This is a genomic window from Psychrobacter sp. C 20.9 (assembly GCF_001921765.1).
Taxonomy (GTDB): domain Bacteria; phylum Pseudomonadota; class Gammaproteobacteria; order Pseudomonadales; family Moraxellaceae; genus Psychrobacter; species Psychrobacter piscatorii_B.
This window is the reverse complement of record NZ_MRYC01000006.1, coordinates 71636-88378: the sequence shown is the minus strand read 5'-3', so window position 1 is coordinate 88378 and position 16743 is coordinate 71636. Positions and strand designations below refer to the sequence as shown.

The 16743-nt window shown below is 43.2% G+C and carries 15 protein-coding genes; 3 read left to right on the top strand and 12 right to left on the bottom strand.

Annotated elements, in window-relative coordinates; translation table 11 throughout:
- Positions 1-22 precede the first annotated feature (22 nt).
- From BTW00_RS05710 to queC, 5 genes are all read right to left on the bottom strand, one after another.
- Positions 23-1207 carry a mechanosensitive ion channel family protein gene (locus tag BTW00_RS05710; RefSeq protein ID WP_178379261.1) on the bottom strand — a complete coding sequence of 395 codons (1185 nt, stop codon included), beginning with the start codon at positions 1205-1207 and terminating at the stop codon, positions 23-25.
- Between the two features lie 147 nt (positions 1208-1354).
- Positions 1355-2845, bottom strand: coding sequence for a dihydrolipoyl dehydrogenase (locus BTW00_RS05705; protein ID WP_075106621.1), 1491 nt, complete (start codon positions 2843-2845; stop codon positions 1355-1357).
- 116 nt (positions 2846-2961) lie between these two features.
- Positions 2962-3459: a peroxiredoxin gene (locus BTW00_RS05700; protein ID WP_075106620.1), complete on the bottom strand. Its 498-nt coding sequence runs from the start codon at positions 3457-3459 to the stop codon at positions 2962-2964.
- A 206-nt stretch (positions 3460-3665) separates the two neighbouring features.
- Entirely contained in the window at positions 3666-3995 is a 330-nt protein-coding gene (locus tag BTW00_RS05695) for a hypothetical protein (RefSeq protein ID WP_058024758.1), read from the bottom strand.
- Between the two features lie 277 nt (positions 3996-4272).
- Positions 4273-5055 carry a 7-cyano-7-deazaguanine synthase QueC gene (queC, locus tag BTW00_RS05690; protein WP_075106619.1) on the bottom strand — a complete coding sequence of 261 codons (783 nt, stop codon included), beginning with the start codon at positions 5053-5055 and terminating at the stop codon, positions 4273-4275.
- 279 nt (positions 5056-5334) lie between these two features.
- Here queC and ttcA point away from each other — a divergent pair, with 279 nt between their 5' ends.
- Positions 5335-6489 carry a tRNA 2-thiocytidine(32) synthetase TtcA gene (gene ttcA, locus BTW00_RS05685; protein ID WP_075106618.1) on the top strand — a complete coding sequence of 385 codons (1155 nt, stop codon included), beginning with the start codon at positions 5335-5337 and terminating at the stop codon, positions 6487-6489.
- Between the two features lie 105 nt (positions 6490-6594).
- Here ttcA and BTW00_RS05680 read toward each other — a convergent pair whose 3' ends face one another.
- The 6 genes from BTW00_RS05680 to ccoN form a co-directional block, all read right to left on the bottom strand.
- Positions 6595-7176: a FixH family protein gene (locus BTW00_RS05680; RefSeq protein WP_075106617.1), complete on the bottom strand. Its 582-nt coding sequence runs from the start codon at positions 7174-7176 to the stop codon at positions 6595-6597.
- A gap of 193 nt (positions 7177-7369) precedes the next feature.
- Positions 7370-8782 (bottom strand): cytochrome c oxidase accessory protein CcoG, encoded by a 1413-nt coding sequence (gene ccoG / locus BTW00_RS05675; RefSeq protein ID WP_075106616.1) that lies wholly within the window; start codon positions 8780-8782, stop codon positions 7370-7372.
- A 418-nt stretch (positions 8783-9200) separates the two neighbouring features.
- Positions 9201-10346 carry a cytochrome-c oxidase, cbb3-type subunit III gene (gene ccoP, locus BTW00_RS05670; RefSeq protein WP_058024763.1) on the bottom strand — a complete coding sequence of 382 codons (1146 nt, stop codon included), beginning with the start codon at positions 10344-10346 and terminating at the stop codon, positions 9201-9203.
- On the bottom strand, positions 10346-10525 hold the full coding sequence (locus BTW00_RS05665) for a CcoQ/FixQ family Cbb3-type cytochrome c oxidase assembly chaperone (RefSeq protein WP_058024764.1): 180 nt from the start codon (positions 10523-10525) through the stop codon (positions 10346-10348). The genes ccoP and BTW00_RS05665 overlap by 1 nt, the downstream gene beginning before the upstream one ends.
- Positions 10525-11163 (bottom strand): cytochrome-c oxidase, cbb3-type subunit II, encoded by a 639-nt coding sequence (gene ccoO, locus BTW00_RS05660; protein ID WP_071001898.1) that lies wholly within the window; start codon positions 11161-11163, stop codon positions 10525-10527. Before ccoO ends, BTW00_RS05665 begins: the two co-directional genes overlap by 1 nt.
- Positions 11164-11172: 9 nt before the next feature.
- A complete protein-coding gene (gene ccoN, locus BTW00_RS05655; protein WP_075106615.1) occupies positions 11173-12654 on the bottom strand; it encodes a cytochrome-c oxidase, cbb3-type subunit I in 1482 nt (493 codons plus the stop codon).
- Positions 12655-13506: 852 nt separating this feature from the next.
- On the opposite strand from ccoN, the gene BTW00_RS05650 reads away from it, so the two are divergent.
- Positions 13507-13896 carry an SCP-2 sterol transfer family protein gene (locus tag BTW00_RS05650; RefSeq protein WP_071001896.1) on the top strand — a complete coding sequence of 130 codons (390 nt, stop codon included), beginning with the start codon at positions 13507-13509 and terminating at the stop codon, positions 13894-13896.
- Between the two features lie 141 nt (positions 13897-14037).
- On the opposite strand, the gene BTW00_RS05645 is transcribed toward BTW00_RS05650, so the two are convergent.
- Positions 14038-15009, bottom strand: a complete 972-nt coding sequence (locus BTW00_RS05645) for a hypothetical protein (protein ID WP_075106614.1) — start codon at positions 15007-15009, stop codon at positions 14038-14040.
- 455 nt (positions 15010-15464) lie between these two features.
- Between BTW00_RS05645 and BTW00_RS05640 the strand changes: the two genes are divergently transcribed.
- Complete coding sequence (locus BTW00_RS05640) at positions 15465-16700, top strand: lipoprotein-releasing ABC transporter permease subunit (RefSeq protein ID WP_075106613.1); 1236 nt, start codon at positions 15465-15467, stop codon at positions 16698-16700.
- Positions 16701-16743: the final 43 nt, after the last annotated feature.

Below are 16743 nucleotides of genomic sequence, written 5' to 3'. Positions count from 1 at the left end.
TAAATACATGAAAATAAGTTAGCTACTCACCCTTTGCTAATGATGACTTTCCTGATACAACTTGAGTGGTGGTTGCAAAAGGTTTAGTCGCGATAGGGTAGTCGACGTCTTTTGGCATGAGCAGGCGCATATGCGGATAGGGCGTCGAGATATTGGCCGCATCAAAGGCAATTTTTATCTCTTCTTGTAGCACTTCTTTGATTTTGGGTATACGTGCCACGGCTGCTGGCTTGACCCAAAAACGCACGATAAAAAATACGCCATACTCCCCGATTTCGGCCACGGTCGCTGAGGTCTCAGGACGATTGAGTACTGCATCGGTATTGCTGAGTACTTGCAAAATCTCTTGGCGTGCAAGCTCAATATCATCTTCGAAGGCAATACGCACGCGTATATCAAAACGAATAAAGTTTTTGGAGGTTAGGTTAATGACTTCAGAGGAGGCGACATTGGAGTTTGGAATGATGACAGTGATGTTGTCTCGAGTTAGGATATGGGTAGTGCGCAAGGCAATAAGCACCACGCGCCCCTCAGTATCATTGATATGAATCCAGTCACCGACTTGAAAGGACTGCTCTAGTAAAATAGTAATACCGGCAATGAAGTTGGCAAGCGTCGATTGAGCCGCAAAGCCCACTGCCAAACCGACAATACCCAAACCTGCAACGAGCGATACGATGTCAAAACCAAATTGAGCCATCACGCTGGCGAGGCCAAGTACCAATAAGAGGACGGACAAGATATTTTTGAGCAGCTGCTCTATCGAGGCATTGAGTCCATAATGCTGTAGGACTTTATGAATAATCTGACCAGACGACGCCCACAGTACGTAGTAGATACCAGCCCACGTACTTGCTTTTGCTGTCGCCTTGATGGTTTCTGGTTCAAAATTTATCTGACTCATGATCGCTATCAGACTGGCGACAATCCAAACGTAACGTAGCGTTGAGCGGGCAATCTTGGTACGGCGATCGTTTAAACGAATTTTGGCTCTGCTTTGCTTGAGAATATAATTGGCCAACCAATAAAAAAATCCCAATACCGCAAGCAGTATTAGGATCTTTATGCCAGTGCTAGCAAGCTCTACTGCTTGAGAAGACCAGTTGAGTGTCTCTTCATCGATAGAGCCGCCAAGCGCAAGGTAGAGACTAGTATGTAGGTCACGAATGATTTCTTTAAAAAAGTCGGTAACACTAGCGATTGACATTGCTTCGTCCATGCAGGGTGTGTGTATACAAGGTTTGATAAATGAGGTGTCCGGTCACACGTCACCTCAAGTTGTCTAGTCAATCAAATATAGCATGAGTGATGACTAAGCCTAACTCTATTTTTTAGAGCAAGGCCTAACTGTAAATTAAAAATTGTCTTCTTGCGCGTCTTGAGATTGATAGGGTATCTCCATTTTGTCCTGCACATCACGTAATGCCGTACGCAGTCCTTCTAATATCGTAGGGTGATAAAAAGGCGTATCGAGCATGTCTTTAATACTCAAGTCATTGGTAATCGCTGTGGCTAATATATGACCGATATACTCGGCATCAGGGCCCACCATGCTCGCGCCTAATATTCTGTCGGTTTTTTTGCAGCCATAGATATGTAGCAGACCACAGTTAACGCCCATCACACGGCTGCGCCCTTGGTTGTCAAAACTGACGCTACCAATCACAAACTCTAACTCAGGGTCTTCTTGAATCTCGGGTAGAGACATTCCGACATTAACGATTTGCGGTGAACAAAATACGATAGAAAATGGGGTAGCGGGCGGGCGAATATAAGCATCTTCTGTATTTTCACAGACCATGTTACCAGCACTATAGCCCTCATCACTCGCTACATGCAGTAGAGGAATGTGAGCATTGGCGTCTCCAACGATATAGATATCTGAATCACCAATTTGCCCTGTTTTTTTACTCAAGTTTTTCGGGCGGTTTTTGTCATCAAGCTCAACGCCTAAGTGTTCGACACCCAACTGCTTGATGTTGTTGCGGCGACCAGTCGCGACCAAGACACAGTCGCCTTGCCATTGTCTTGACTCACCAGCACTGTCTTCATATTCAATAAACGCAGTTTGAGTGTCTTTATTTACTTTTTGACCCACATCAGTAATCTTGCTTCCCAAGTGCATGGTAAGCTCATGACTTAAGCACTCGATGGCTTTTTGGTTGATGTCATTATCCTTGAGACCAGCAACCTGTTTGACTCGGTTGAGTAGCGTAACCTCTACGCCCAAGCGCGTAAATGCTTGTGCAAGTTCTAGACCAATGGCGCCAGCACCGACGACGGCCATAGATTTGGGTAAGTCTGTAAGCTCAAACACGCTATCAGAGGTGAGCATCGTGTCACCCAGTTTGTCAACCCAACCGTCAGGTATAAAAGGTGAGCTGCCAGTTGCCACAATGATTTGCTCTGCGGCAATGAGCTCATCATTGACCTCGATTAACCCTTGCTCGTTAATATGAGCACGCCCATCGATTTTTTTGTGATCAGGCCAGCTATCTACTTGCTTTTTTATGTAGCTAGCAAAATGACTGCGCTCATCACGCACGCGCTGCATCACTTGCTTGCCATCTATTTTTACCGTGGCATGAACCCCAAAGTCGCCAGAATGGTTGGCATCATGTGCACGGTCAGCGGCTGCAATCAGCAGTTTGCTAGGCATACAGCCGACAGCGACACAGGTAGTGGTCCAAAACCCTTCATTGATAATGACGACATCATCTTTAATTTTGCTCGCTTGGCGAAAGGAATTTTGACCAGCCGTGCCTGCACCGATAACGGCAACAGAAACGTTGCGCGTGATTTTTTGCGGTGCCTTATCAGTAGTAGTACCAGACTGTTTATTCATATGATTCTCTAGTAAGAAGGGATTATAAGCGTATGTGTTGACCGGTGACTCAGAGCCTTATATTCGCGCGTTTTATCATTTTTGCGGCAAAAATGGACTCTGTTATAACGATCAGGTTATGGTGCCAATATGCTGAGTAGACGACTGGTGTAATCTTTGGCACGTAAGTTACGCTGTGCGTGGGTCAGCTTGCCTTCTTTATCAAATACAAATGCTGATCTCACCAGTCCCAAAGTAATATTGCCATACATGTTTTTTTCTTTAATCACTTCAAAATACTGGCATAGCTTCTCATCAGCATCACTGATAAGTGGGATCTGCAAGTCATATTTATCGATGAATTTTTCGTGGGATTCAACGCTATCACGAGAGACGCCAATAATGTCATAACCTAAGTCATCAAAATCATGAAGATGTGAGGTAAACTCCGTCGCTTGTGTGGTGCAGCCTGGTGTATTGTCTTTAGGATAAAAATAGAGAATAAGACCTTTGTCGGTATTGGCAACCATCTCTTTGAGACTGATCTCATCATGAATAAAGTTGCCAGCAAGTTTGCGTACGATGGTCACTGGAAAGTCGGGTAGGTTGATCGTTTCTGTTGTTGGTTTTGCCATGGTAAAATCCTTATTCGTTTTGATTTATATCGGTTCTATTTATAATTTGGTTGGTTGTGATTTGATTGTTTACGTTGATTTTAGGATGAATCTTCTTATTATAGGCAGATTAAGAGAAATAAATAATCAGTTTTACACTTTGCTCATCCATTGGTAACAAAAAAGACTGGCAATGGCCAGTCTTTTGTATATTGAATGCATGCTTGTTAAGCAGGCTTTTGCGGCTGCTTCAAGTCTAAGCCGACTGTGCACTGCTGCAGGTCTTTTTGCATCGTCTTGACGTATGGCAAGCTTGAAGGGTCTTTTTTGTCTTTTGCGTAGCTCTCGATCTCCCACATCTGACCGATGGTCATGTTGCTACGCACACCGATAGTGCACTTACATAACTTTGTCGCATCACTTTTACTAGCAACTTTATATTTGACTGCGCCATTGACACATGAGTTGATATTACTTTGCTTAATATCAGTAGCATTCGCTTGTGGCATTGCAAATACGGCCGCTAAGGCTAGGGGTAATAATGGCAATAACTTCATAAATATCCTCTTACAGGTAGTGTCAATTTTTGACTCTGGTATTCAATGTGATTTTATAATCAACAGACAGCTGGATCACTGATATATGAGTGACTGACTCATTTGTGATATCTCTCATGTAACCTATATCACATGTAATCTATTCAATTGACAAAAATGATTGTCCATACCATAGCAAGTATATTGATAAAAATACAATGTCGACGTGCTGTGTTAATGCAAGCGAATGTTTCGCTAATGTTGATTGATGCCGCTGTTTGATAAAAAGTCAGTATCTCTATCCAGCTTGGTAATGAGTAGGGTCAGTGACGCCAGCTTGAGCAAAGCCTTGGCGACGTAGCGCACAGCTGTCACAAACGCCGCAAGCAAGTCCGTTCACATCGGCACGATAACAAGAAATCGTTTGTCCATAATCAACGCCCAATGATAGACCAAGCTCAATAGTCTGTGCTTTAGACAGCTGTTGCAATGGTGTTTGGATTGATAGGCGGTGACCAGTAACGCCTGCTTTTGTGGCAAGGTTGGCCATGTGCTCAAATGCTGCTATGTACTCTGGACGGCAATCAGGATAGCCCGAGTAGTCAACTGAGCTGACCCCAATGACGATATGATTGGCATCGGCCACTTCAGCGACGGCTAGAGCATAAGACAAAAAAATCGTATTGCGCGCAGGCACATAAGTATTCGGAATGGCATCGTTATCGATCTCATCACGCTTCTTGCTAGGGAATTTGTCGGTATCGCCGTCTGGTACGATCATGCTGTGATCGGTGAGTGATGAGCCACCAAGCTGGGCGATATCAATATCAATGATTCTATGATTGACGCCTGCTGTCTCAGCGATAGTCTTTGCTGCAACAAGCTCACTATTGTGACGCTGACCATAGTCAAAGCTGACCGCTGTCACAGAGGCATAGCGTGCCTTTGCCCAATACAAACACGTCACCGAATCGAGGCCACCTGATAAAAGTACAACGGCATTTTGATTTTTATTGAGAGTATCTAATTCAGCATCGGACGCTTGGTTGGCCGAGTTATTCTGCAAAGTAACGTTAGTCATAGTGTTATCTATTATTGGTTTACGAAAACGGCTATTTTAGCAAAAATACGGCTATTACAGAACCACGAAGCGACCAATCACGCGTCACTAAAGTGACAAAGCCATGCTAAGCAGTATTGCAATAAAAATAAAGTGCGTATTACTGTCATCTTTTCAATCTGTTAGCAATATTTGTTATAATTGCCGCTTTTAAAGCATCGATAACCCTACCTCATTGATCTTGCTTTATCGCAAACTACTTTATAGTAAAATCATCCTTATAAAGATATTGAGTAACTTATGACCGCAGCAACCTTATTTACGCCAAACATTCCTCCTAAGTTTGATGAGATGTCTGATCATATGTCTGATGAATCAGGCTTTAATCGTTATAGTGTAGAGGCCGACGCTGAAGAGGGTAGCAATGAAGATATTGTTGATGAACAATCTACTGACTCACAATCGCCTACTGAATCTGCGGCTTTTCGTAAGCTACAAAAGAAGCTTCGTCGTCAAGTCTCTTGGGCCATTCGTGATTTTAATATGATTGAAGACGGCGATGTGGTGATGGTCTGTGTCTCGGGCGGCAAAGACAGCTACACCTTGCTGGATATTTTGCTCCTACTAAAACGTATCGCCCCCATTCATTTCGATATCGTCGCAGTCAATCTCGACCAAAAGCAGCCTGGCTATCCTGAAGATATTCTGCCTGCTTATCTAAACGAGCAGGGCATTGCGCATTATATCTTGGAAAAAGACACGTATAGTATTGTCAAAAGTGTGGTGCCAGAAGGCAAGACCTATTGCTCAGCGTGTTCACGTCTGCGCCGTGGTTCGTTGTATGGTTTTGCTAAGCAGATTGGTGCGACCAAAATCGCCTTGGGTCATCATCGCGATGACATGCTGGCGACTTTCTTCTTGAATTTATTTCATGGCGGCGCGCTCAAATCAATGCCGCCTAAACTGCTGAGTGATGACAAGCAAAACCTGCTGATTCGTCCATTGGCGTATGTCGAAGAAAAAGACATCATCGAGTATGCCAAATTAAAAGAATTCCCGATTATTCCTTGTAATCTGTGTGGCAGCCAGACCAATCTACAACGTGCCATTATCAATGACATGCTACGCGAATGGGATGACGCTCATCCGCAGCGTTTGGCGTCTATCTTTAAGGCAATGCAAAACGTAGCACCATCACAGTTAGCGGATCGTGAGTTGTTTGATTTTGAGACACTCAGTCTTGATCGTGATAACGACGAGCGTTTATTTGAAGGGGACAATATTCAATCAGGGCAGACCGACAGTCTGGCTGAGATTGGTTTGCCGGTATCACCAAAGACGCAAACGTTCAATCCTAAGTTTGCTAGCGATAAGCCGTATGCAACAGAATCAGACAATGCTGTAACAAGTAGAACTACACCTCAGAAAATTCCAACAATTAACCCATTTATTTAGCATCTCATGAGCGAATACTGATGGAGTGACCCATAAAAAACCAGCCATTCATAAAGAAAAGGCTGGTTTTTTTAAATGTAGATATTAGGGCATAGCTTAATAATATTAACTTTTAGCAAAGACAGGTAAAGGTTTAAAGCTAACCTCTGAGCGCGGAAGCTTGGCGACATCTTGCATACGCCAATCGTCCTTGCCATCGTTATTCACTTGCAGGTAATATTTGGCTTTTACCGAATCAAGATTTACTTGGGCGCTGTATTTATTGCCCTCAACATGCTTTAGCACGACGTCACGGTCTTTTTTGATATCGGTGGCATGCGAGATTGAAAGATCAAGCGTATCGGGATAAGTAAGTGGCTGGCCGTTCAATAGCTTGCCTGACTGCACACTTTGCTCAGGATAATTGAGATAAAACACAACATCGCCATTATCCGCAAATTGCATTTTGCCATGCAAGTCCAAGTCATAAGCAAGCTTGTCACGTGATACGTCGTGATAGAGCGTCTTGCCATCCATATACCAGTCGTCACGTACCACGCTGTCGCGGATCTGGTAAGAGTAGTAGACAAACCAAATACAAGCGATCACGACCGCAGCTGGCATGCCAATCACAAAGATCATAACCATGTAATTCTTGTACCATGGCTGAGTATCTTGATGTTTAAAATTCGGTGCTGGATTAGACATAAAATACCTATTCATCAGATACTTATTTATCAAAGATCTGCTTATCAGATATCGACAAATGGTATCAACGGACAATTTGACGGCTACCTGCTGCCAGTTTAATCATAAATCATTCACCCGATAGCCTTTGACTCTCAAAGTCGCTGACTACCGGATGACATAAAGGAAACTAAATAATCAGTTCAGTGATGAATTACTGACCTTGAGTCGTAAAGACGTTTTGCTTACTGACTTTGTACTTACCGTCTTCACTGGTCACATTTAACGTCACTGGCGTTTGACCAAACTCAATCACATCAGGATCACCATAAATACTGACAGGCATATCGAAGCTTTCGCCTGCTTCTAAAGGTACATCGTTGAAGCGTAGCTCTAAACTCAAACCCTCTTGCGGTGCGAGCGTTATTTTATAATTGTGAGGCTCTTGGGTTTTGTTGGTCAGCTTGACGATATAGCTGTTTTCGATCATGCCTTGATTATTGATAGACGACAACTGATTACGGTCACGGCGGATATCAATCTCTAAGGGCACGCGATCGGTCAGCGCATATATAACACCGCCACATAGCACAGCTAATAACGTCAAATAAGCAAATAATCGTGGGCGTAGTACGCGGCTTGGCTCTTTTTCTGCTAACTGACGTTCGGTCGTATAACGAATCAGTCCACGCGGATAGCCGACCTTGTCCATCACTTCGTTACAGGCATCAATACAAGCTGCACACTGGATACAGCCAACTTGCAAACCATCACGAATATCGATACCAGTAGGGCAGACCTGCACACACATGGTACATTCAATGCAGTCGCCCAGGTGCTCTGGATTTGTGCCTTTTTTACGGGCACCGCGTGGCTCACCGCGTTCATAATCATAAGATACGATCAATGTGTCTTTATCAAACATCACACTCTGAAAGCGGCCATAAGGACAAATCTGTACACACATTTGCTCGCGCATGTAACCTGCATTGGCATAGGTGGCAAAAGTAAAGATAAACATCGATACCCATACCCATGTTGGCCAATCAGGGATAGGAATAAGACCCACTGTCTGCCAGCTATGATATAGCGAGTCCGTACCTGCCACGTAGCTGACAAAAGTCGCCGCTGTAATCACTGAAAGCAAAAACCAAATCGCATAGACAACCGTACGTTTGAAGACTTTGCTCGCACTCATCGGCGATTTATCAAACTTCATACGCTTATTGCGATCACCAATGACCCATTTTTCAACGTACTGGTAGAGATGCGTCCAGATGGTTTGTGGACAAGCATAACCACACCAAACGCGGCCAGCATATACAGTCACCATAAACAAAGTAAACGCTGCAATAATGGCAAACGCGGCAATAAAATAAAAATCTTGAGTCAAAAAAGTCAAACCAAAAATATAGTAATGCTGTGAGGGAACATCAAACCATATTGCTTGTCTGCCATTATAGCGCAGCCACGGCAAAATTAAAAAAGCGACCAAAAGGGCATACATCGTGATGACACGAATATTTTGATAAAACCCTGTCACAAACCTTGGATGTACCCGATGCTTGGTGGCATCAAGATCGACCTGCTGTACGGGGATTTTATTAGATTGTTGTTGTGCTGACATAAACGTGCCTCTTTAAAAAAAGAATCAGTCTGCTGGCATGATGAACAAACACCTCTCGTATTGAGGTATATGAGTGTACGATGTTATCAATGTCAGTAAATAATGGATAGTGACTTGAATAAAAGTCCTCTAGTACACTTACTAAATAATTGATTATAAGTGGGTTATTAGATCGAGCTAAGACATCATCAGTCTGGCTCGTTAGCTATTTTGAAAACAGCTATTCTAACATTCTCCCTACTAACAATGGGGTAATAATCGTAAAAAGCAAGCACTATAGATCATAATAATGTCTACTGAGAAGTATCTGTGATAGCGACTATTAGGTAAATTCTGCAAAATAAACGAAAAAAGGAGAACTGTACTAACAGTCCTCCCTTTATTAAATCTCATCCATGTACAGTACGGCAATAGTGTCTTAGTTAGCAGTAGCTTCTTTGGTCGCTACTGGCTGAGTCGCTGCAGTATTTGCCATCGCAGTTTCAGGTGCTTTGCCAGTTTTGTCCGATAGTGAGTAGACGTAAGCGGCAAGTAGCATGATACGCTCATTACCTAGCTTCGTTTCCCACTGAGGCATTACACCTGCGCGGCCATAACGTAGCGTTTCACGAATGGTCTCGCGATCACCACCATATAACCAGATATTATCCGTCAAATTCGGTGCGCCAGCTGAAATCATACCTTTACCATCTGGTCCATGACAAAGAACGCAGTTGGTCGGCTCATGAAAAATCACTTTACCTTGAGCAACTTTCGTTTGATCAAGATCATAGTCATTCTGGTTGCCTGATAGTGATAAGACATATTCAGCGACCGCACGTATGCCGTCTTCACCAAGCTGATCACGCCATGCTGCCATACCACCAACACGACCATTGTGTAGCGTGGTCAAGATGTTACCGGCTTTACCACCATACAACCAATCATTGTCAGTCAGATTAGGATAGCCTGGGGCACCCTTAGCATTCGAGCCATGACATACTGCACAGTTCTGTAAGAACAAACGGCTACCAACTTTTAAAGCATTTGGATTTTCAGACAGTTTTTCGACATAAGGCGCAAGTTCTGTGACCTTCTCATCGATTTGTGCCTGTAGATCCGCTGGTGGATTGTCACTGCGACGCATGGTCGCTTGTAGCTCGTTTAGCGTCGCTAGTGTCGCGGTTGCGCCTGCTGCATCTGCTTTAACCAAAATATTCTTTTCAAAGTTATCTGTAAATACTTTGTTGTTGCTCTCAAGCTCACTGAACAGCTCGTTTTTAGAAGTCCATGGTACATCTTCACCATCGACTTTTACGGTTGCAAGACCGTTCCAGTTTCCCGGAAGCATGGCTGGGAAAAACACCCAGTAAACCACGCCCCAGACGATTGAGCCAAAAAATATCACTAACCACCATTTAGGGAGTGGTTTATCGTATTCTCGGATACCATCGTATTCATGACCAGTGGTACCGTCTTCTTCAACCTCTGGCTTGTATTTTAATACAAACAGCAGAACGCCAAGAATGAACGCCCAACAACCAAAACTGATTAGCGTAATCCAAGAACTCCAAAAAAATGTCATCATTTATCCTTATTGCGCTGCTCTTCAGACAGAGATCTAATGTCCTCGTCATCAAGCGCAAGTTGTGCATCTTCTTCGAAGCGTTTTTTGTTTTTTGGCGAATACGCCCACCATGCAACGCCTACGAAGGCAATAAAGGCAGAAACGGTCGCAATTGTTTGTAATTCACCAATACCCATTAGCGCTGTCCTTCCATTGCGGTACCTAACTGCTGTAGATAGGCAACCAAAGCATCAAGCTCAGTGGCGCCAAGTACGGCATCTGGAGCACCTTCGATATCTTCTTCAGTATAAGGCACACCGAAGCGATCACGGAATAGACGCATTTTAGCTTGAATGTTCTCACCATCGACTTCGTTCTCGGCCAACCACGGGAAACCTGGCATGACTGACTCAGGCACTAGCGAACGTGGATTGATTAGATGCTGCTTTTGCCAATCTTCAGAATAACGGCCACCAACACGTGCTAAGTCTGGTCCAGTACGTTTCGATCCCCATAAAAACGGGTGATCCCACGTAGACTCAGCGGCACGTGAATATGGTCCATAACGTTCAACTTCTGCACGTAGTGGGCGAACCATTTGCGTATGACAAACGTGACATCCTTCACGGATATAAATATCACGACCTTCAAATTCAAGCGCAGTCCAAGGCTCCATAGCGGGAAGGGGCTTGTTCAAACCGCCTTCTTCAGGACTGTCGTTGTTATAAATCAAAGGCACGATTTCAACTAGCGTTGCAAAACTGATAGCAATAACGATACCAATGACTAACAAGCCTGTATTTTTTTCAATAATTTCATGCGGTGTACCAGCCATGATCGCTCCTTATACGTTAGCTGTCGAAGGTTTTTCGACACTAGGTTCATGATCCGTTGGATCAGCGACATCTACAGGCTTACCTTCTGGCATTTTGAGTGTTTTATAGCAGTTATAAGCCATAACAAACATACCCGATACATATAAGAAGCCACCAAACGCACGACCGATATATGGGAAATGCGAGAATTCAACAGTATCAACGAAGCTATATACCAAAGTACCGTCTGGGTTAGTAGCAAGCCACATCATGCCTTGGCCGATACCTGAGATCCACATAGACACGATATAGAAAATCGTTCCTGCAGTCGCCAGCCAAAAATGCGTGGTGATTAAGCTGATAGAGTACATTTTGGGTTTGTTATACACACGTGGTAACAGCACATATAGCGAACCAATCGTAATCATACCAACCCAGCCAAGTGCGCCTGAGTGTACGTGACCAACTGTCCAGTCAGTGTTATGCGATAAAGCATTTACTGTCTTGATTGACATCATTGGGCCTTCGAACGTCGACATCGCGTAGAACGACAACGCCACAATCATAAAGCGAATGATCGGATCGGTACGTAGCTTATCCCAACTACCTGATAGCGTGAGTACACCGTTAATCATACCACCCCAAGAGGGTGCAAATAGAATGATGGAGAATACCATTGCCAATGACTGCGTCCAATCAGGAAGCGCTGAATAATGCAAATGGTGACCACCAGCCCACATATAGGAAGCAATCAATGCCCAAAAGTGAACGATAGACAAGCGATAAGAGTAGATAGGACGACCAATCTGTACTGGAACGAAGTAATACATCATGCCAAGGAAAGCTGCCGTTAAGTAAAAACCTACCGCGTTATGCCCGTACCACCACTGTACCATGGCATCAGTTGCACCGCCAAATAGCGAGTAAGATTTGAACGCACTAACAGGGATAGCCATGCTGTTTACGATGTGTAGTAGTGCAATCGTAATAATGAAGGCGGCAAAGAACCAGTTAGCCACATAAATATGTGAGGTTTTGCGTTTGATGAGTGTACCAAAAAATACGATGGCATAAGAGATCCATACCAAAGCAATTAAGATATCGATAGGCCACTCAAGCTCAGCGTACTCTTTGGTTGACGTCAAACCTAGAGGAAGGGTAATAACGGCAGAAACAATCACTGCTTGCCAACCCCAAAAGGTAAACCAAGCCAAATATGGCGCAAATAAGCGCGTCTTGCAGGTACGCTGAACGATATAGTAAGACGTTGCGAACAAGGCACAGCCACCGAACGCAAAAATCACCGCATTGGTGTGCAGTGGTCTTAAATGACTAAAGGTCAGCCATGGAATGTCAAAGTTTAGTGATGGCCATGCTAACTGTGAAGCAATGAACACACCAAGACTCATGCCGACGATGCCCCAAACGACAGCCATGATCGTAAAAAATCTTACGATAGTAATTTCGTACTCACGGTCAACTGGGGCGACTGCTGTGTTTTGTAAACTCATTGGATGATTCCTTTACAGCCCGAATTATCAACAGAATTAACCAACAGTCCGCATTATAGATATTATAAAAACTTATAAACCTACAATAGCTACGGTACATAATGTTTTTTGACCTTTTATCACCATAATCTTATTAACTATCAATTTAGGCTTTGATTTTATGTCAGTTGATACTGATGGATAAAATGAGGCGCTTCGTGCACCTTGTTTACAGCCAATCGAAAGTAGGATTGTTAATACATCATCAAGATAAATAAAAAGACGCGCCGTTTTTGAGCATCAAACATCTTATGAGGCTAAATATATATCTTAATTATTACGAAAAAATCTGTACTAATGAAGATAGATACCCATATCTATAGGGCTATAAAAACGCACTGACCATAGATGTATGCTAGCGGCGGCTGACAAAAAACATGTTTATGTAATGTTTGGTTAAAACTCCCGACTCTGTTTAAGGGTATTGTAACGCAATCCTAATTAAATATCATCAGAACTATGCGGCAAAATACAAACTCTTTGGTATAAATGTTAGCGAGCAACTTATTATTGCGCTACTTGCTTATTTTATACACAATTTTGTCACTATTCTAGATGCGTGTTTGCATCAAACTAAGACAAACGTTGCTAAATATAATTGTGATATTCGAAAGGAATTTTGTAACAATCGTACTACTAGCGGCACAAATAGGTTTTACTTCTCATCAAGTCGCCCCTTATAATGAGCCTGAACATATTTAATGCCCGCATACTTGTGGGCTATTAATAACAAGCATTTTAATAATTTGCTAGTCAGGTTAATGCGTAAAATAGCAGCGTTAACCCAACAAAACACCCATTAAGGATAATAATATGGCAGTTTTTTTGACAGATGAATGGTTTGAGCAAGTGGAGAAAATGGGCAGTGAGGCGGGTGAGTTAAACTTGCCACCAGCACTTGCTAACATGATCGTTAACCTAAAAGTATCTGATACTGACAAAGACATCGAAGCCAACTTTGCCGATGGTTTATTACATCGTGGTCTAAATAGTAACGGCACGACGACTTTATTATTAGATCGTAGCATTCTACAGTCTATCATCACTGATTTTGACACCAATCAAATTATGGGTGCTTTCATGAGCGGTAAAATTCGCGTTGAAGGGGATATGTCACAATTGATGGCAGTACAGACTGCTCGTCCAAGCGCTGAGCAAAAAGAGTTGTATAAGCGTATCAAATCAATGACGACGATGGCGTAGATCTTATATTGGGTGGTTTGTACTCAAGCCATTGATGTACAATTCACTCAGATATACAAAAGCCCCTATTTATTTAGGAGCTTTTTATTGTGTAAAAAACTAGGCATAACACGTAATACAATAGACTGTTATATTCAGTAACTAGCTGGCTTTAGACTGCGCCGACGCTTGCTGATTCTCTTTATATATCGCTGCCTGCAACCAGACATTGGCTTGTACATAGTCATGCACTTTAATGCTGGCGGTCTCTGGCGTATTAAGCGCACCAATACGTACGACAAAGGGATCTGCATCCTGCTCACGTAGGGTCACTACATCAAACAAAATGACAGATTTATCGTTAAATATCGTTTCTTGTTTGCCAAGCACTTGACCTTGACACCAAGCCTCATCTTCTTGCCCTAAAGTATCGCCAAATAAATAAGCACACATGTGTCCTAAGTTGATTTCGACCGGTGCCATTTGTTCTTCGGTTTCAGGTTTCCATTCACTGATTTGCGCTTGCAGATCGTCTGGAATTTTTCCGTCATTAGCCGCGACGATATCGTTAAACGCACGGTGATAGCGGATAGATTCTTGGTCTTCTACCATGATGACTTCGTTTTGCTCACTGAGCTTAATCTCGTGCGCCCATGCGCTAAAGTTAACGAAATAAGACGTATCGCGCTGATACAAATGACGATTGGTCGTATAGAGCTGATCAAAAGCATAAATAATGCTGCCATCGGCGGTACGCAAGCGTAGCACTGCATCATGAGAGTTGTCATTGGCGATGACGCGCTCGATTTTACAGTCAAGCCCATAAGGACTATCAACACAAGGATAAGCATTGATGAAGCGCTCAGGCTTACCGTCTTTCATTGCGAGTACTTGATTGATATGGCATGGCTTGTCTTCTGATAACAACAAACAGCTGTCTTTTGAACTAACGTTGTTGTTCAGGCCTTTAGGCATTGCCGCCACTTCGATCATTTTTTGTAGCCACTCTGGCACATCATTGCTCATATCATCGGTCAAAATACGCCAATGATCGCCATGACCTGCAGACTGCTCATCGGTCAGTGTGATCTTGGTAGGAGTTTGAATGTTTTTATATTGATAATTTATGGTCATGAAAATACTCAAAATTAAGTCAGCGTGGGGTTTGTGTCTAATACTGTAGTGCGACGGTTACTTACGTACCATTCAGTATTTCAAATAACTGGTTTATGATGTCAGCGACATTACCAGCAGAGAGTGAACAAACCACAATGAGGGTTAATGACAATTGTCTTTAGCATATAATATATAGGTATTGACATATCTAATAGCAAGGCCTCTATAAAAAATAATAACAAAACCCAGTTTTTTGGTAAAAAATACTCTTAGTATCGGCTAATGACTGGCACATATTGGCTAAATTGTGTCAAACTAGCTCCCTTTTGACGGCTGTCCTCGGCTCGTCTGAAACCCTGTTTTTGTGTTCGATTTATATGTGAGTATGGCAAATGTCAGTTTATGATGCATTTGCCACTGCTCGTTTTGTAGCCTATATAAAGTCGCACGTAGATAAGATAAAGAGTTTGAATATGTTTCGTCCTTTAGCGTTATTTATCGGCTTACGATACACCCGAGCAGAGCGCAGTAATGGCTTTATCTCCTTTATATCACTCATCTCAATGATTGGTCTGACGCTTGGGGTTGCCGTATTGATTACGGTGCTATCGGTCATGAATGGTTTTGATCGAGAATTAAAAACCCGTATTTTGGGCATGGTGCCGCAAGCCACCGTGGTCTCAACTGAGATTATTGGTGATTGGGAGCAGCTCGCTGATAAGATTAAGGAAGATCCAGAAGTATCAGCTGTCGCCCCCTTTATCCAATTGCAAGGGATGCTGACATCAAACGGTCAGGTCGCCGGGATTATGGTGACTGGCGTCGAGCCTGAATACGAAAAAAACGTCTCTATCATTAATGATCATATGGTTGAGGGCAGTATTGATACCTTGCAAAGTGGTGACTTTAGCATTGTATTGGGTGAGGAGATGGTTCAGTCTCTGGGCTTGCAGATAGGGGACAAAGTAACTTTGGTGCTACCAGAAGCATCGCCATCGCCAGCCGGTGTGATACCACGATTTAAGCGCTTTACTTTGACAGGTATTTTCACCATCAGCCCAGAGGTAGACAGTCTGATGGCGTTCATTCCGATGGGTGATGCAGCAAAACTGTTGCGTCTACCAGAGGGCGCGCAAGGCGTGCGTATGAAGCTCAATGATATCTTTACTGCGCCAATAGCAGCAGAGAAAGCCGCAGCCATCGCACCTGAACAATTATATCCTAATGATTGGACGCAGACGCACGGCAATCTATTTGGTGCAATTCAGATGGAAAAAGCCATGGTTGGTTTGCTACTATTTTTAATCATCTTAGTTGCCGCTTTCAACATTGTCTCAAGTCTTGTGATGCTCGTCACTGACAAAAAAGCAGATATTGCCATTCTAAAAACCTTTGGTGCGTCTCCTCGTTTGATTACCCAAGTCTTTATGGTACAAGGCGTGGTCATCGGTGTGATCGGTACCGTTGCTGGTACGATATTGGGTGTGATATTCGCACTCACCGTCAGTGATATTTTAGGCTTTATTAATCAAGTCTTTAATTTGAATCTGTTTGATGCTTATTTTGTGAATTATTTGCCGTCAGAGTTGCGTTTGCTCGACGTGGTACTCATTACAGGTGCCTCATTTATATTGAGCTTTTTGGCAACGATTTATCCAGCACGCCGAGCGGCTAAAATTCAGCCTGCCCAGACACTACGTTATGAGTAATTCAATCGCATAAATATCGACATAAATAAAATAAAGGAAGCGC